The sequence below is a fragment of the Streptomyces sp. AgN23 genome, assembly GCF_001598115.1.
In the GTDB taxonomy this organism is placed as follows: domain Bacteria; phylum Actinomycetota; class Actinomycetes; order Streptomycetales; family Streptomycetaceae; genus Streptomyces; species Streptomyces antimycoticus.
In genome coordinates this window covers 3446796-3464191 of the sequence record NZ_CP007153.1, presented here as the reverse complement: position 1 = coordinate 3464191, position 17396 = coordinate 3446796, and the positions used below count along the sequence as shown (strand labels likewise).

Genomic DNA, 17396 nt, shown 5'->3' with positions numbered 1-17396 from the left:
AACCGCCGGGGCAGGCGCGGTCGGCCGGGAGACGGGCATCCATCAGAATGGGGCCGTGCGCTACGGCATCCTCGGCACCACCCAGGCCCGCCACGACGACGGCACCCCCGTGGACGTCGGCGGGGCGCGGCTGCGTGCGCTGCTGGCGGCGCTCGCGCTGGCGCCCGGGCAGGCGCGGACCACCGGGGCGCTGATCGGGGAGATCTGGATCACCGATCCGCCCGCCGACGGGCACGGCGCGCTGCAGGCGCTGGTCGGGCGGCTGCGGCGGGCGCTCGGCAAGGACGCCGTGGAGTCCGTCCCCGGCGGGTACCGGCTGAGCGCCGGCCCCGACGACGTCGATCTGTACCGCTTCGAACGGCTCGCGGAGGAGGGCGCCCACGCCCTCGCCGGCGGCGATCCGGCCAAGGCCGTCGATCTGCTCGACGCCGCGCTCGCGCTGTGGCGCGGGCCGGCGCTCAGCGATCTGCCCGACGCCACCGCGCCCGTCGCCCGCGCCGAGGCGCGACGGCTGGACGCGCGGCGCGCCCGGCTCGCCGCCGACCTCGCCCTCGGCCGCCCCGCCCAGGCCCTCCCCGCGCTCACCGGGCTCTGCGACGGCCACCCCTTGGACGAGCCGCTGCACGCGCTGCGCATCCGGGCCCTGCGGGACGTGGGGCGGGTGGCGGAGGCGCTGGCCGCGTACGAGGTGATCCGTACGGAGATCGCCGAGCGGCTGGGCGCCGATCCGGGGCCGGAGCTGCGGGGGCTGTACGCCGAGCTGCTGGCGGCGGGCGATGAGGGCTCTCCCCTACCGCCCCGCCCGGCCCCCGCCCGCAGCGGCGGTGGCAATCTGCGGGCCCGGCTGACCAGCTTCGTCGGCCGCGAGGCCGATCTGGCGACCCTGCGCGGCGATCTGTCCGGCCACCGCCTGATCACCCTCCTCGGGCCCGGCGGCGCCGGGAAGACGCGGCTGTCGCAGGAGGCCGCCGAATCGTTCGCGCCCGGCTGGCCGGACGGGGTGTGGCTGGCCGAGCTCGCGCCGGTCGACGACCCCGAGACCGTTCCGGAGACGGTGCTCAGCGCGGTCGGGGGGCGCGAGACGGTCCTCCTCGGCACCTCGCCCGAAGGGCTGCGCGCCGCGGCCGACCCGGCCGTGCGCGATCCGCGCGCCCGGCTCATCGAGCACTGCGCCCCGCGCCGGATGCTGATCGTGCTCGACAACTGCGAACACCTCGTCGCGGCCGCGGCCCACCTCGCCGAGTCCCTGCTCGCCCAGTGTCCCGGGGTCACGATCTTGGCCACCAGCCGCGAACCCCTGGCCGTCCCGGGCGAGTTGGTGCGTCCCGTGGAGCCACTGCCCGACCCCGTCGCGCTGCGGCTGCTCCAGGACCGGGGCGCGGCGGCCCGGCCCGGTTTCCGTACCGAGGACGATCCGGCCGCGTGCGCCGAGATCTGCCGGCGCCTCGACGGACTGCCCCTGGCGATCGAACTGGCCGCGGCGCGGCTGCGGCTGCTCACCCCACGGCAGCTCGCCGACCGCCTGGACGACCGCTTCCGCCTCCTGACCAGCGGCAGCCGTACGGCGCTGCCCCGCCAGCAGACCCTGCGAGCCGTCGTCGACTGGTCCTGGGACCTGCTCGACGCCGCCGAACGCACCGTGCTCGCCCGACTGTCCGTCTTCGCCGGAGGCTGCGGTCTGACCGAGGCGGAGGCGGTGTGCGCGGACGCGGCCGAGGCGGTGCGCGGACGCCCCGAAGAGCACGCGGAGCACGAACAGCGCGCCGGGCGTGACGGGGCCGTGGAGCCCCGGGACGTGGCCGCGCTGCTCGGCTCCCTTATCGATAAATCGCTGGTCGTCACCGCGGCCGGCCCGGAGCCCGGGACGGACGCGGAGATGCGGTACCGGCTGCTGGAGACCGTCGCCGAATACGCGGCGGAGCGGCTGGACGAGTCCGGCGAGCGGGCCGCGGTCGAACAGCGCCATCTGGTCGCCTACCGAGAGGTGGCCCGTACCGCCGATCCGCTGCTGCGCGGCCCCGCACAGCGCCACTGGCTGGTCCGGCTGGAGACGGAGCACGAGAATCTGCGCACCGCGCTGCGCCGGGCCGTGGCCGCCCGCGACGAGCAGGAGGCGCTGTGCCTGGTGCTCTCGCTCGGCTGGTTCTGGCATCTGCGCGGCCACCGCGGCGAGGCGCGCCATTGGGCGACCGCCGCGGCAGACCTCGGGCCGAGCCCCTTCGCACCGCCCGTGGCCCCCGCGCCGCCGCTGTACGTCAGCTGCACGGCCGCCCCGCCGCCGATGGGGCCCGCCCTGCTGGCGGAGGCGCGGCGCGGAGTGCGGCTGTACGCGCTGGCCAACATCGACGGCGACCCCCAGTCCATGGTGGGCGACGACACCCAGCGCGAGTTGGAGGGCATCGTCTCCGCCTACCGGCCGGGGCTGCCCCAGACCTGCCGTCTCCCGGGCATCCTGTGGTTCTTCGCGGTGATCCTCAAGGGGGACTTCGTCCTGCTGCGGGAGATGGCCGACGAGGCGGTGCGCACCTGCCGGGAGCTGGACTACGCATGGGAGCTGGCGTTCACCCTCCAGCTGCGGGCCAAGTTCTACCGGGATCGCAGCGGCGAGCTCCAGGACGCGACCACCCGCGACGCCGACGAAAGCCTGGCGATCTTCCGCAGGCTCGGTGACGTATGGGGCGAGGCGGAGGCGCTGGCCGGCCGCGGTGAGACCTGGGAGAAGCGCGGCGAGGGCGCGGCCGCGGCCGCGGACTACCGCGCGGCGATCCGCTGCGCCCAGGAGCTCGGGGCCCATGACCAGGTGACGTCCCTGCGGTCCCGGCTGGCCGGGCTGTTCGTGGAGTTCGGGGACGAGGAGAAGGCCGCCGAGGGCGAGCGGATGCTGCGCGAGGTGGTCGAGCAGGGGCAGCACGCGGGCGCCGAGGCGCTGTCGTACGCCCAGATCCATCTGGCGCAGCGCTACGGCACCACGGGCCGCCTGGCGGAGGCGCGGACCCTTCTGTCCACCTTGCACGAGGAGTTCGAGCACCGGGCGCTGCATATGTTCGAGGGCATGGTGGAGGGGATGCTGGCCTGGCTGGAGGTGCTGGAGGGACGGCCGGGCGACGCCCTGACGACCGTGCGCGGTGCGCTGGCGAAGAACACCGGCCGGATGACGGAGATGGTCGCGCCGTTCATCCCGGTGACCCATCTGCTGACCGCCGCCGAGGCGCTGAGCGGCCTCGGCGGGGCGGAGCGGGCCCGGGCGGCGCGCCTGCTGGGGGCGTACGACGCGCTGCGCAAGCCCCAGCAGTACCGGGTCTCCGGCAGTGAGCGGGCGCGCCGGGAGCGGACCGAGGCCGCGGTGCGGGCCGAGTTCGGGGACGCCGCGTACGAGCGGGCCCATGCCGAGGGCGGCGGCCTCACCCTGGACGAGGCCGTCGTGCTGGTCTGAGCGGGCCGGTGAGCGGGTCCGGGAAGCACGGGGAGTGAGGACACGATGGCCGGCCGGGCGCCCCCCCGTAGGGTGCGCCCGGCCGGTGGCTCGAGACCGTGGACCGTCAGGTGGTCTTGTCGCGGAACTTGCGCACCGCGAGCGGCGCCACGAGCACCGTGATGGCCACCGTCCAGCTCAGGGTCACCGTCACCGGTTCGGCTATCGCGCCATGGCCGCTGGTCAGGGCCCGTGCGGCGTCCGCGAGCCGGGACAGCGGGTTGTACTCGGTGAAGGACTGCAGCCAGTCCGGCATGGTGGCGGTCGGGGCGAAGATGGACGAGCCGAACTGCAGGGGCATTATCACCAGGAAGCCCATGCCGCTGACCGCCTGCGGGGTGGGCAGCGACATGCCCAGCAGCATGAAGATCCAGGTCAGCGAGGATCCGAAGAGCACGGCCAGCGCCACCGCGGCCAACAGCTCCAGCGGCCCGGTCTTGAGCTCGAAGCCCATGATGAAGCCCATGATCAGCAGGATGATGGTGGACAGCAGCATCCGGCCGCACTCCACGACCAGCTTGGCGATCAGCACCGAGGAGCGGGCGATCGGCAGCGTGCGGAAGCGGTCCATGACGCCCTTGTTGAAGTCGTCATTGACGCCGCTGCCGATCGACATCGCGATGTTGAGCCCGCCCATCGCCATCAGGCCGGGGATGAAGTAGTTGACGTACTCGGAGCGGTTGCCGCCCGTCATCGCGCCGCCGAAGACATACGTGAACAGCAGCGCGAAGACGATCGGCATCGCCAGGGCGTCGAACATCGCGAACGGTTCGTACCTGATCTGCAGGGCGTTGCGCCGCACCAGCGCGCCGATGTGGCGCAGATTGGCGCGGGGGCCGATCCGGCCGTCGCTCTTTCCCCGCACGGGCGCGGTCATCGTGGCCGTACTCACGCGGCGACCTCTTCCAGCGTCTTGTGGTCCTGCGGTGCGGACGCCTTCCGGCCGGTGATGGCCAGGAAGACCTCGTCCAGGCTGGGCATATGGGTGTCGATCCCGGCAATCGTGAAACCGCGCTCACTGAGCAGACCGATCAGGGCGGTCAGCTGCTCGTCGCTGGCGATGGGCACACTGACCTGGCCCTCCTCCACGTCGGCGGTCGCGCCGCCGATGCCGTCCAGACCCGCCTGGGTGATGGCGCCGACCATGCGGTGCACCTCGCCGGGGTCGGACGGACGGATCTGCAGGGTGCGGCCGCCGATCTTGGCCTTGAGCTCGTGCACCCGGCCCTCGGCGATGACCCTGCCCCGGTCGATCACCGTCAGGTTGTCGGCGAGCTGCTCGGCCTCCTCCATGTACTGGGTGGTGAGCAGCACGGTGGCCCCCTCGGTGACCATCCGCCTGACCTCGTCCCACACCTCGTTGCGGGAGTGCGGGTCCAGACCGGTCGTCGGTTCGTCCAGATAGAGGACCGAGGGCCGGCCGATCATGGACGCGGCCAGGTCGAGCCGACGGCGCATACCGCCGGAGTAGGTGCGCACGCGTCGCTTGCCGGCCTCGGTGAGCGAGAACCGCTCGAGCAGGGCGTCCGCCCGCGCCCGGGCCTCCTTGCGGGAGAGATCGAGCAGCCGCCCGATCATGTAGAGGTTCTCCCAGCCGGGGAGCTTCTCGTCGACCGACGCGTACTGCCCGGTCAGCCCGATGGTGCGGCGCAACTGCCGGGGCTGGCGCACCACGTCGTATCCGGCCACCACCGCGGTGCCGGCGTCCGGCACCAGCAGGGTGGACAGACAGCGGACGAGTGTCGTCTTACCGGCGCCGTTGGGGCCCAGCACACCCAGGACGGTGCCCTCCGGCACGTCCAGATCCACTCCGTCGACGGCCTTGGTGTCACCGAAGTGCTTGACCAGCCCCCGAACTTCGACGGCGTTGCCGTCCCTGATCCTCTGTTCCCGCGTCATGCCGCCCAGGATGACAGCCGCCGCCGACAGACCGCCGACAAGCGGCAGACAGCCCGCCGACGGGGGAAGATCGGCGGGCTGTCGTTGTACCGCAGTGGCTCGGGGTGCCTGGTGGCCAGTGGCTCGTGGTGCCTAGTGGAAGGAGTGCTCCTCGGCGGGGTAGGCCCCGCCGACGACGTCCTCCGCGAAGGCCCGCGCCGCGTCGCCCAGGCCCTGGCGCAGCTGTGCGTACTGCTTGACGAAGCGCGGCACCCGGCCGTCCGTCATGCCCGCCATGTCGGTCCACACCAGGACCTGGGCGTCGCACGCGGACCCGGCGCCGATGCCGATGGTGGGGATGTGCAGCGAGCGGGTCACCTCGGCGGCCAGCTCGGCCGGGACCAGTTCCAGGACGACCGCGAAGGCGCCCGCGTCCTGCACCGCCTTGGCGTCCCGCAGCAACTGCTGGGCCGCCTCCTCGCCGCGCCCCTGGACCGGATAGCCGCCGTAGGCGTTGACGGACTGCGGGGTCAGGCCCACATGCGCCATGACCGGGATGCCGGACTGGACCAGCAGCTCGATCTGATGGGCCGAGCGCTCCCCGCCCTCCAGCTTCACGGCGCCCACCCCCGCCTCCTTCACCAGGCGGGTGGCGTTGCGCAGCGCCTGCACCGGGCCCTCCTGGTACGAGCCGAAGGGCAGATCGCCGACGACGAGGGCGCGCCGGGTGCCGCGGACCACGGCGGCGGAGAGCAGCGCGATCTCGTCCATGGTGACGGGGACGGTGGACTCATAGCCCAGGTGGCAGTTGCCCATCGAGTCGCCGACCAGCAGCACCGGGATGCCGGCCTGGTCGAAGACGGACGCGGTCATCGCGTCGTAGGCGGTGAGCATCGGCCACTTCTCGGCGCGCTCCTTGGCGGCCGCGATGTCACGGACGGTGATGCGGCGGGAGCCCGTGCCCCCGTAGAGGGCCTTCTCGGACTGCTTCTGCGCAGGATTGACGTGCGTCATCGCTACGGCTCCTGTTCATCATCTCGAGGCGCCCTGACGGCGTCCCCGGACCAACCCCATGCTGGCACGGCTCCTGCCGGGGCGAAAGTGGGCCCGGATCCCCCGGGCGGTGGCCTTGACCACCTTTTCGCGGGCCCCTTCTCCGGGCCGTCGGCCAAAACCCTCGCAAAGATCTTCCAATACGATACGGTTTCGTATCGTATTGCGCCTAGCCTGGGCGGCATGGCCTCCCCATCCAGCACCCAGGGCGCCCCGGACGGGTCCGGCGCCCCCGAGGCGATCTACCGCCGACGCTGGGCGATCCTCGCCGTCCTGATGTTCAGCGTCCTGGTCGTCGTCCTCGACAACTCGATACTCAACGTGGCGATGAAGACGATCGCCTCGCCAGGGCCCACCGGGCTCGGGGCCACCCAGAGCCAGCTCGAGTGGGCGATCAACTCCTACACGCTGGTCTTCGCCGGACTGCTGTTCACCGCGGGCATCCTCGGTGACCGGATCGGCCGTAAGAAGGTCCTGCTCGGCGGGATGGTGGTGTTCGGCGCGGGCTCGGTGCTCGCCGCCTTCTCCGGTTCACCCGGTGAACTCATCGGCTTCCGGGCGCTCATGGGTCTTGGCGCCGCCTTCGTGATGCCCGCGACCCTCGCCATCCTGGTCAATGTCTTCGAACGCGAGGAACAGGCCAAGGCGATCGGCATCTGGGTCGCCGCGGTGGGGCTGGCCATCGCCATCGGCCCGATCACCGGCGGACTGCTGCTGGAGCACTTCTGGTGGGGCTCGGTCTTCTTCGTCAATGTGCCGATCGTGATCGTCGGACTGATCGCGATGGTGCTGCTCGTCCCCGATTCCAAGGACCCCGCGCCCGGCCGGGTCGACCCACCGGGTGTGCTGCTGTCCGTCGTCGGACTCGTGCTGCTGGTCTACGGCATCATCAAGGGAGGCCAGCTCGCCGACTTCGCCGACGCCCAGGTGCTGGGCTCCATCGCCGCCGGGCTCGCCGTCCTGGTCCTGTTCGTGCTGCACGAGAAGCGCAGCCGCCACCCGGCCATCGACATCGGCTACTTCCGCAACCCGGCCTTCTCCGCCGCCATCGGCGCCGTCGCCCTGGTCTTCTTCGCCCTCATGGGCGTGACCTTCTTCATGGTCTTCTACACCCAGAGCGTGCGCGGCTACAGCGCGCTCGAATCCGGGCTGCTGATCCTGCCGCTGGCCGTGGCGCAGCTGATCTTCGCCCCGCGCGCCCGGCTGGTCGTCGAGCGGTTCGGCGCCCGCGCGGTGTGCACCGGCGGCATGCTGCTGGTGTCCGCCACGATGTCGGGGTTCCTGCTGCTGGGCGTGGACACCCCGATCGTCGTGCTGGAGCTGCTGTTCTTCGCCCAGGGCGCCGGAATGGCGCATATCATGCCGCCGGTGACCACCGCGATCATGCAGGCGCTGCCGCGCCAGAAGGCCGGCTCCGGCTCGGCGCTCAACAACACCTTCCGGCAGGTCGGCGGCGCGCTCGGGGTCGCCGTGCTCGGCTCGGTGCTCTCCTCCACCTACCGCGAGGGCATCCGGGACACCCTGGCCGCCGTGCCCGGACTCCCCGACTCCGTACGGCACTCGGCGGGCGAGTCCGTCGAGGCCACCCTGGGGGTCGCCGAGAAGCTGGGGCCCAGGGGCCAGGAGCTGGTGGGCCCCGCGCAGGACGCCTTCGTCCACGCCATGCATGTCACCGCCCTCGGCTCCGCGGGCGTCGCCCTCTTCGGCGCGCTGGTCGTCCTCGCCTTCCTGCCCGGCAAGGGCGCCTCCGGCGAGGCCCCCGACAGCGGGCGGCCGCATCCGCGGAAGGAGGCGTCGGCCGACCGATGACCGCACCGGAGAGCTCCGCCCCCAAACTCCGCGGCCGCCCCCGCAGCCCCGCCGCCGACGCCGCGATCATCGAGGCCGCGCTGCGGCTGCTGGAGGAGGGCGCCTCGGTCGGCGGGCTGTCGATCGAGGGGATCGCCCGCGAGGCGGGCGTCGGCAAGGCCACCGTCTACCGCCGCTGGCCCGGTAAGGACGCGCTGATGCTCGATGTGCTCCGCTCCCTGGAGGAGCCCAGCCCCGAGCCGGCCGGGGTCTCGGTGCGCGACGACCTCGTCACCGTCCTGGAGTTCATGCGCCGCCGCGGGCTCGCCAAGCGTCACTCCGCCCTGCTGCGCAGCGTCATCACCCAGATGCACGCGCACAAGGAGCTGTGGCGGGCCTACGACGAGAACGTCATAGCGGCCCGCCGGGCGACCCTGCGCGCCGTGCTGCGGCGGGGGCGGGAGAGCGGTGAGATCCGCGCCGATGTGGATCTGGAACTGCTCGCCGACCTCTTCACCGGCCCGATGCTCGCCCGCGCCATGCTCCACGAGTGGAAGGAACTCCCCGACGGGCTGGCCGAGCGGATCGTCGACGCGGTCCTGGAAGGGGTCTCCCCACGCCGCTGAGCGGTTTGTGCCTGTTGTGTCACAACAGCCCCTCCCGCGCCGGGATGTGGAACTCCCGGCCGCCGACCCGACGTCCTCGGACGGGAGACGCCCCCGGGGGCGTCCGGAAAAGCCCTGGTCATCACCTAGGGTCGTAGCCAAGGCGCGGCAGTTGAGGCAGTGAGGGACGCGAATGACGCAGGCGTACACGCAGGAGACGGGACAGCTCGGGGACGCGCCCGGGCGATCGGGCTCCCGGATCGGCCGCCTGCTCGACCGGTTCCGGGACGATCGCGGCATCTGGCGGCGCGGACTGGTGCTGGCGGCGATCGCGATCCTGCTCGCCCTGGTCATGATCTTCCACGCCGATATCCCCAACCGGGTGGGCAACCTCGGCTCCCTGCTGGAGACCTTCCTGCCGTGGCTGGGCCTGGCCCTTCCGGTGCTGCTGGTGCTCGGTCTGGTGCGGCGGTCGGCCAGCGCCGTGCTCGCGCTGGTGCTGCCCGTCGCCGTCTGGCTGAACCTCTTCGGCGGGTTGATGTTCTCCGACAAGTCCGGCAGCGGCGGTGAACTGACCGTCGTCACCCACAACGTCAACGCGGAGAACGCCGACCCGACGGGCACCGCCGAGGACGTGGCCGGCTCGGGCGCCGATGTGGTGGCGCTGGAGGAGCTGACGGGTGAGGCCGTGCCCGCGTACGAGCGGGCCCTGGCGGGGACTTACCGCTACCACACCGTGCAGGGCACGGTGGGGCTGTGGAGCAAGTACCCGCTGTCCGGCACCAAGCCGGTGGACATCAAGCTGGGCTGGACGCGGGCGCTGCGCACCACCGTCGCCACACCGCGCGGTGAGGTGGGTGTCTATGTGGCCCATCTGCCCTCGGTGCGCGTCAAGTTCAACGCGGGCTTCACCGCCGGGCAGCGCGACGCCAGTGCCGAGGCGCTGGGCCAGGCCATCTCCCGGGAACGGCTCCGCAAGGTGATCCTGCTCGGCGATCTGAACGGCACCATGAACGACCGGGCGCTGGCCCCCGTCACCGCGCAGATGCGGTCCGCCCAGGGCGCGGCGGGCGACGGCTTCGGCTTCAGCTGGCCCGCCTCGTTCCCGATGGCGCGGATCGACCAGATCATGGTGCGGGGCGTGGATCCGGTCGCGGCGTGGGCGCTGCCCAAGACCGGCAGCGATCACCTTCCGCTGGCGGCGTCGGTCGACTACTGAGCCGCGGATGAACTCCGGCGGGTGATGAGCCCCGTCGGACGGACCCCGGCGGGTGAGCCCCGTCGGATGAACCCGGGCGGGGTGGACCCCGGCGGGTGACTCAGCTCACGGCCCATCCGGCGAGATCTTACGTCCTGTTCACCTTGGGGATCTCCTTGGGAACATCCGGCGTGAGAGACTTTGTTCAGCTAGAGAACATATGCATCCTCTGCACTTTTCTCCTTCGTTTGAAAGGTCTCTCATGCCCCTGGCCCTGCTCGCCCTTGCTGTGAGCGCCTTCGGCATTGGTACTACCGAGTTCGTGATGATGGGCTTGCTGCCCAATGTCGCCGGCGATCTGGACACCTCGGTGCCCACGGCCGGATACCTCGTCTCCGCCTATGCCATCGGGGTCGTGGTGGGCGCTCCGCTGCTGACCGCCCTCGGTTCCCGAATCCCGCGCAAGCGGATGCTCGTGTTGCTCATGGCGCTCTTCACGGTGGGCAACCTCGCCTCCGCCTTCGCCCCCAACTTCGGGCTGCTGATCGCGGGCCGGGTGCTCGCCGGGCTCCCCCACGGCGCGTTCTTCGGCGTCGGCGCGGTGGTCGCCTCGCGGCTGGTGTCCGAGGACCGGCGGGCCCGCGCGGTCGCCACCATGTTCCTCGGGCTGACCATCGCCAATATCGTCGGCGTCCCCGTGGCCACCCTGCTCGGCCAGAACCTCGGCTGGCGCGCGACCTTCCTGGTGGTCTCCGCGATCGGCGTGGTCGCCATGGCCGCGCTCGCCCGGCTCGTCCCGCAGGTCTCCCCTGAGCAGCACGGCGGCCTGCGCCAGGAGCTCGGCGCGCTGCGCGACCGGCAGGTCATCCTCGGGCTGCTCACCGCCGTCTTCGGCTTCGCCGGCGTCTTCGCCGTCTACAGCTACCTCGCCTCGATGATGACCGAGGTCACCGGGTTCGGTGAGTCGACGGTCACCCTGGTGCTGGCGCTGTTCGGGATGGGCATGACGCTGGGCGCCCTGATCGCCGGTCCGCTGACCGACCGGGCGCTGCGCCCGACGCTCTACGGTTCGCTGGCGGCGCTCGCGGTCACGCTCGTGGCCTTCGACTTCACGGTGCATGTGAAGTGGGCGGCGCTGGTGTCGGTCGTGGTGCTGGGCGCGGTCGGCTTCATGACGACCACCCCGCTGCAGATGCTGGTGATGAACAAGGCCCAGCACGCCCCGACGCTGGCTTCCGCCTCCAACCACTCGGCGTTCAACCTGGCGAACGCCGGTGGCGCGTGGCTGGGCGGCGTCGCCATCGCGGCGGGCTGGGGCTGGACCTCCCCGACGCTGGTCGGCGCGGTGCTCGCGGTGATCGGTCTGGTGATCGCGCTGATCGCGGGGCGGACCGACCGGGCTCCGGCGGGTGGCTCGCGGGTTGTCGCGAGCAGCGAGTCGATGCCGCGGATGTCCGAGGTGCGCTGAGCTACGGGGGTTCGGCGGGTCTGCCCCTCAGGGGCGCGGCCCGCCATGGCGGGACCGGTTCCATCGACGGGAACTACGGCCCGATCCTGGACGGCCTCGCCGAGCGCCACCGCGTGGTCGGCCCCGACTACCCCGGCTCCGGCCGGACCCCGCGCGCGAGCGGGCCGCTGGAGCTGGACACCCTAGCCCACAGCCCAGGACGACCGGGCCTGGCCCACAGGGCCCCCGCCCACCGGCTCAGGTGCGCTCGCGCCAGCGGTTGGTGATGGGCAGCCGGCGGTCCTTGCCGAAGCCCTTCGCGGAGATCTTCGTGCCCGGCGGGTACTGCCGGCGCTTGTACTCGGCCGTGTCCACGAGCCGCAGGATCCGGGTCACCAGCGGATCGTCGTACCCCGCCGCCACGATGTCCTGACGCCCCTGGTCGCGGTCGACGTACAGCTCCAGGATCCGGTCGAGGATCTCGTAGTCCGGGAGCGAGTCGGTGTCGACCTGGCCGGGGCGCAGCTCGGCGCTCGGCGGCTTGGTGATCGAGTTCTCGGGGATGGGCGGGGTCTGGCCCCGCTCTTCCGCCGCGCGGTTGCGCCATGTGGCCAGGCGGAAGACGGACGTCTTGTAGACGTCCTTGATCGGGCCGTACGCGCCGACCGAGTCCCCGTAGAGCGTGGAGTATCCGCAGGCCAGCTCGGACTTGTTGCCCGGGGCGAGGACGATATGGCCCTCCTGGTTGGAGATCGCCATCAGCATCGTGCCGCGCAGCCGCGACTGCAGGTTCTCCTCGGCCAGCCCGGTGAGCTGCAGAGAGCCCATATAGGCGTCGAACATCGGGGCGATCGGGACCGTGCGGAAGTTGAGCCCGGTGCGCCGCGCCAGCTCGGTGGCGTCGTCGACGGAGTGCTCGGAGGAGTAGCGCGAGGGCATCGCGACGCCGTACACATTCTGCGCGCCGACCGCGTCACAGGCGATGGCGGCCACCAGCGCGGAGTCGATCCCGCCGGAGAGCCCGATCAGCACACTGCGGAAGCCGTTCTTCGCCGCATAGGCACGCAGCCCCACGACCAGCGCCGTGTAGACCTCCTCGTCGTCGCCGAGCCGCTCGGCCTCGCCGCCCGCGAGCTCCGGCTCGTAGCGGGGCAGCGGGTCGGCGGAGAGGGTGACATGGTCGATGCGCAGCCCGTCGTCCACGACCCCCTCGGGGACGGATTCCGGGTCGGCGGCGGGCAGCTCGAGGTCGAGCAGCACACAGCCCTCGGCGAACTGCGGGGCGCGCGCGATGACTTCGCCGTCCCGGTCCACGACGATCGAGTCGCCGTCGAAGACCAGCTCGTCCTGGCCGCCGATCATCGCCAGATACGCGGTGGTGCAGCCCGCCTCCTGGGCCCGCTTGCGCACCAGGTCCAGCCGGGTGTCGTCCTTCTCCCGCTCGTACGGCGAGGCGTTGATCGACAGCAGCAGCCCGGCCCCCGCCGAGCAGCTCGCCGGCACCCGGCCGCCGTCCTGCCACAGGTCCTCGCAGATGGCGAGCGCGACGTCGATGCCGTGGACGCGCACCATGGGCAGGGTGTCGCCGGGCACGAAGTAGCGGAACTCGTCGAAGACGCCGTAGTTCGGCAGATGGTGCTTGGCGAAGGTCAGGGCGACCGTGCCGCGGTGCAGCACGGCGCCCGCGTTCTGCGGTGAGCCGGCCGGCTGGCCGTAGCGCCGGGCGCGCTCGCTGCGGTCGAGATAGCCGACGACCACCGGCAGCTCGCCCAACCCCTCGGCGTTCAGCCGCTCGGCGAGCGCGTGCAGGGCCGCGCGCGACGCCTCGACGAAGGACGAGCGCAGCGCCAGGTCCTCGACGGGGTAGCCGGTCAGCGCCATCTCGGGGAACGCCACCAGATGGGCGCCCTGCTCGGCGGAGTGCCGGGTCCAGTGGAGTATCGACTCGGTGTTGCCGTCGAGGTCTCCGACGGTCGAGTCGATCTGGTTCAGAGCGAGGCGAAGTTGAGGCACGCGCCCAGTGTAATCGTCTGTCTGACGCGATAGCCGGGGGTGTCTGCCTTCTCACGCCGCCTTCTCACGCCGGCGGCCTTCTCACGCCGCCGGCCGCGCCGGGGCGGATTCCGCCCGGCCCCGTCGCCTCCGGGGGCCGGGCCGTCCCGGACGCCGAGGCTACTTCCGGTAGCCGAGGACGGTCATCATCCCGGACTCCGAGTGGTAGACGTTGTGGCAGTGGACCATCCACAGCCCCGGATTGTCGGCGTCGAGATCCACGTTCACCTTGTGGTGCGGCCGCAGGATCGTGGTGTCCTTACGGGGGCCGCCGTCCGGCAGCGCGAAGGTGTGGCCGTGCAGATGCATCGGATGCCACATGTCGGTGCCGTTGATGAAGGAGATCCGCACCCGCTCACCGGCCCGCACCGGATAGCGCTGCGCGGGGTCGTACGGCCGGCCGTTGATCGCCCAGTCCCAGCGCCGCATCGAGCCGGTGAGCCGCATCCGGATGATGCGGTCGGGCTCCTTGGGCGTCAGGCGTACGTCCTCCGCCGCCTTCAGCCGGTCCGCGGTGAGCAGCTCGCCGTCCAGCTCCTTGGGACGCGGGAACTTCACCGGGCTCTTGCCGCGAGTGCGCAGCACCGCCATCGCGGACCGCCCCTTGCCCTCGGCGAGGACGGCGAGCGGGAAGATCCCGTCCTTGACGGTCACCAGCACGTCGTAGCGCTCGCCCATGCCCAGCAGCAGCGCGTCCGTCTTGGCCGGTACGACGGGGTAGCCGTCGGTGTGGGTGACGGTCATCCGGTGGCCGCCGAGGGCGACGCGGAAGGCGGTGTCGCCGCCCGCGTTGATGAGGCGGATGCGGATCCGGTCGCCGCGCTTGGCGCGGAAGACCTGCGGCGACTCCGGGCTGCGGCCGTTGACCAGGTAGTAGGGGTAGGTGACATCGCCCGCGTGGCCGCCCAGCAGTCGGCTCTCCATGGGCGCGGCCTCCTTCCGCGCCGTGGACCGGGTCCGGTCGCGCTTGGCACCGCCGGCGGCGGTGCCTTTGGCGGTGGCCTTGGCTGTCGCCGTGGCCTTGGCCTTGGCTGTCGCCGTGGCTTCGGCTGTCGCCGTGGCCTTGGCGCCGCGCTTGCCGTGGTTGTCCGCCGAGCCGCCGTCCGCCGAGCCGCCGTCCGTGGAGCCATCGCCCATCGAGCCGTCGTCCATCGCATGGCCGACCGCGCCGCCCTTGCCCGCGTTGAGCCGCTCGAACTCCTTGTCCGGGGTGCGGCCGCCCACCCCGTCGAGCCAGTCGTCCAGGACGACGACCCACTCCTTGTCGTACTTCAGTGGCTCCTTCGGATCTTCCACGATCAGCGGCGCGTACAGCCCCCGGTCCAGCTGGACGCCCGAGTGCGGATGGATCCAGTACGTGCCCGGGTAGAACGCGGTGAAGCGGTAGTCGAAGGCGGCGCCGGTCTTGATCGGCCGCTGGGTGACTCCGGGGACGCCGTCCATGTCGTTGCGCAGCCGGATGCCGTGCCAGTGCAGCGTGGTGGGCTGCGGCAGGTTGTTGGCGAGGGTGAGCGCGATCGTCTCGCCCGCCGTCACCCGGATCTCCCGGCCCGGCACCTGGTCCTCGTACGCCCAGGACGTCACCTTGCGGGCGCCGATGTCCAGGGTGGTCGCGGTGGCGGTGAGCCGGAACGTCCGCACCGGGCCGGGGCCCCGCCGCTGCTCGGTCGCGGCGACCTCCGGGCCGTGGGGGGAGACGTACTGCGCCGGGGTGTCGTCCGCGGGCGCGCCGGGTCTGGCGGGGGCGCCCATCGCGTTGCCGTCCACGCCGTCCACGCCGTCGGGGCCTTCGGCGCGGGGGCGGGGGCCGGGGGAGCCGCAGGCGGTGAGCAGACCGCTGCCCGCGGCGGCGATGCCCGTGCCGAGCACGGCACGGCGAGTCTTTTCGTGCATGAGTCAGTACCCCAATGCTGATGTGTGCCGGATGCGTGAGGGTCGGCGCGTCCACCGTCCCGCCGGGAGGGCGGGCGGCCGACGCGCCGCTCTATGCGCCGCATCAGCGATCGGCTCTGGGGTGAGGGGCTTCTTCGCATCGCCGCCTCCATCTGACCGTTCAAATCATCATCTGACCGTTTGATCATCGTGATAATCGGCACCCTACCCCCAAGGGGTATGGAGCTCCCGCAGGCGCCACGGTGGGCACGGAACGTCCGGGGCCGGGACCGGCCGGGTGAAAGTACGATGCATCCATCGTGGTGAAGTGAGGGGAGACCGGGGCGACCGGACGAAACCTCCGTGTAATCCCACCGCGTGATACTGGGCTGCGGAAGGTGCCCCGCGCCCGCGAAAAGAGCCGTTTGACCTGCAAGGATAGGGGACCATGGATAAGCAGCAGGAGTTCGTGCTCCGCACGCTCGAAGAGCGCGACATCCGGTTCGTGCGGCTCTGGTTCACCGATGTGCTCGGCTTCCTGAAGTCCGTGGCCGTCGCGCCGGCCGAGCTCGAGGGCGCCTTCGACGAAGGCATCGGCTTCGACGGCTCCGCGATCGAGGGCTTCGCCCGGGTCTACGAATCCGACATGATCGCCAAGCCGGACCCGGGGACGTTCCAGATCCTGCCCTGGCGCGCCGAGGCCCCGGGGACCGCTCGGATGTTCTGCGACATCCTGATGCCGGACGGCTCCCCGTCCTTCGCCGATCCCCGCTTCGTCCTCAAGCGCATCCTCGCCAAGACCTCCGACCTCGGGTTCACCTTTTACACCCACCCCGAGATCGAGTTCTTCCTGCTCAAGCAGAAGCCGGTGGACGGCAGCCGTCCGGTGCCCGCCGACTCCTCGGGCTACTTCGACCACACCCCGCAGAACATCGGCATGGACTTCCGCCGCCAGGCGATCACCATGCTGGAATCGATGGGCATCTCGGTCGAGTTCTCCCACCACGAGGGCGCCCCCGGCCAGCAGGAGATCGACCTGCGCTACGCCGACGCGCTCTCCACCGCCGACAACATCATGACCTTCCGCCTGGTCATGAAGCAGGTCGCGCTGGAGCAGGGCGTGCAGGCCACCTTCATGCCGAAGCCCTTCTCGGAGTTCCCCGGCTCGGGCATGCACACCCACCTCTCCCTCTTCGAGGGCGACCGCAACGCCTTCTACGAGTCCGGCGCCGAGTTCCAGCTCTCCAAGGTGGGCCGCTCCTTCATCGCGGGGCTGCTGCGCCACGCGGGGGAGATCTCCGCCGTCACCAACCAGTGGGTCAACTCCTACAAGCGCATCTGGGGCGGCTCCAAGCGCACCGCCGGTGCGGGCGGCGAGGCGCCCTCCTACATCTGCTGGGGCCACAACAACCGCTCCGCCCTCGTCCGCGTCCCCCTCTACAAGCCCGGCAAGACCGGCTCCACCCGCATCGAGGTCCGCTCCCTGGACACCGGCGCCAACCCCTACCTGGCCTACGCGGTGCTGCTCGCCGCCGGGCTCAAGGGCATCGAGGGCGGCTATGAGCTCCCGGCCGGCGCCGACGACGACGTCTGGGCCCTCTCCGACGCCGAGCGCCGCTCGCTCGGTATCGAGCCGCTGCCGCAGAACCTGGGCGAGGCGATCGACCTGATGGAGCGCAGCGAACTGGTCGCGGAGACGCTCGGGGAGCATGTCTTCGACTTCTTCCTGCGCAACAAGAAGCAGGAGTGGGAGGAGTACCGCTCCGAGGTCACCCCCTTCGAGCTGCGCAAGAACCTGCCGGTGCTGTAGGCGCGGGCCAGGGCGTCCGCCGCTGACGTGACGTGACGTGACGTGACGGCCCGGGCCCGTGCTGATCCGCTCGCCGGGTGGATCGGGCCGGTCCGGGCCCGGACCGGCCGGGGACGCCGGACGGGCGGGGGCCGGGCGTTTCGTTTCCCGGGACCGTGCCCCGGCCGGCCGCGTCCGGGGCCGTGCACCGGCCGCCCGTGTCAGCGGGGGTCGGGACCGGG

11 protein-coding genes and 1 pseudogene are annotated in these 17396 nt (G+C 71.8%); 7 read left to right on the top strand and 5 right to left on the bottom strand.

All coding sequences use genetic code 11. The annotated features are described in order from the left end of the window. Window positions 1-55 precede the first annotated feature (55 nt). On the top strand, window positions 56-3433 hold the full coding sequence (locus AS97_RS15160) for a BTAD domain-containing putative transcriptional regulator (RefSeq protein WP_210565076.1): 3378 nt from the start codon (window positions 56-58) through the stop codon (window positions 3431-3433). Window positions 3434-3539: 106 nt separating this feature from the next. Here the strand turns inward: AS97_RS15160 and AS97_RS15155 are convergent, their stop codons facing one another. The 3 genes from AS97_RS15155 to panB form a co-directional block, all read right to left on the bottom strand. Next, the gene (locus tag AS97_RS15155; protein ID WP_059143144.1) at window positions 3540-4364 is read right to left on the bottom strand and encodes an ABC transporter permease; all 825 of its coding nucleotides are present in this window, start codon (window positions 4362-4364) and stop codon (window positions 3540-3542) included. After that, window positions 4361-5371 (bottom strand): ATP-binding cassette domain-containing protein, encoded by a 1011-nt coding sequence (locus AS97_RS15150; protein WP_059143145.1) that lies wholly within the window; start codon window positions 5369-5371, stop codon window positions 4361-4363. The genes AS97_RS15155 and AS97_RS15150 overlap by 4 nt, the downstream gene beginning before the upstream one ends. A gap of 132 nt (window positions 5372-5503) precedes the next feature. Beyond that, window positions 5504-6364, bottom strand: a complete 861-nt coding sequence (gene panB, locus AS97_RS15145) for a 3-methyl-2-oxobutanoate hydroxymethyltransferase (protein WP_210565074.1) — start codon at window positions 6362-6364, stop codon at window positions 5504-5506. A 222-nt stretch (window positions 6365-6586) separates the two neighbouring features. Here panB and AS97_RS15140 point away from each other — a divergent pair, with 222 nt between their 5' ends. The 5 genes and pseudogenes from AS97_RS15140 to AS97_RS47330 form a co-directional block, all read left to right on the top strand. Continuing rightward, complete coding sequence (locus tag AS97_RS15140) at window positions 6587-8212, top strand: MFS transporter (RefSeq protein WP_210565072.1); 1626 nt, start codon at window positions 6587-6589, stop codon at window positions 8210-8212. Then, on the top strand, window positions 8209-8817 hold the full coding sequence (locus AS97_RS15135; protein WP_210565070.1) for a TetR/AcrR family transcriptional regulator: 609 nt from the start codon (window positions 8209-8211) through the stop codon (window positions 8815-8817). Before AS97_RS15140 ends, AS97_RS15135 begins: the two co-directional genes overlap by 4 nt. Window positions 8818-8989: 172 nt before the next feature. Continuing rightward, window positions 8990-10015: an endonuclease/exonuclease/phosphatase family protein gene (locus AS97_RS15130; RefSeq protein WP_125760249.1), complete on the top strand. Its 1026-nt coding sequence runs from the start codon at window positions 8990-8992 to the stop codon at window positions 10013-10015. 241 nt (window positions 10016-10256) lie between these two features. Continuing rightward, window positions 10257-11462: an MFS transporter gene (locus AS97_RS15125; protein ID WP_059143150.1), complete on the top strand. Its 1206-nt coding sequence runs from the start codon at window positions 10257-10259 to the stop codon at window positions 11460-11462. 44 nt (window positions 11463-11506) lie between these two features. Further along, window positions 11507-11650, top strand: a pseudogene (locus AS97_RS47330) (alpha/beta fold hydrolase); the annotation flags it as partial. Window positions 11651-11699: 49 nt separating this feature from the next. Here the strand turns inward: AS97_RS47330 and AS97_RS15120 are convergent. Together AS97_RS15120 and AS97_RS15115 are read right to left on the bottom strand one after the other, a co-directional pair. Next, complete coding sequence (locus tag AS97_RS15120) at window positions 11700-13454, bottom strand: NAD+ synthase (RefSeq protein WP_210565068.1); 1755 nt, start codon at window positions 13452-13454, stop codon at window positions 11700-11702. A 159-nt stretch (window positions 13455-13613) separates the two neighbouring features. Continuing rightward, on the bottom strand, window positions 13614-15386 hold the full coding sequence (locus tag AS97_RS15115) for a multicopper oxidase family protein (protein WP_210565067.1): 1773 nt from the start codon (window positions 15384-15386) through the stop codon (window positions 13614-13616). A gap of 427 nt (window positions 15387-15813) precedes the next feature. Between AS97_RS15115 and glnA the strand changes: the two genes are divergently transcribed. After that, window positions 15814-17175, top strand: coding sequence for a type I glutamate--ammonia ligase (glnA, locus tag AS97_RS15110; protein WP_059143153.1), 1362 nt, complete (start codon window positions 15814-15816; stop codon window positions 17173-17175). The last annotated feature ends 221 nt before the right edge of the window (window positions 17176-17396 follow it).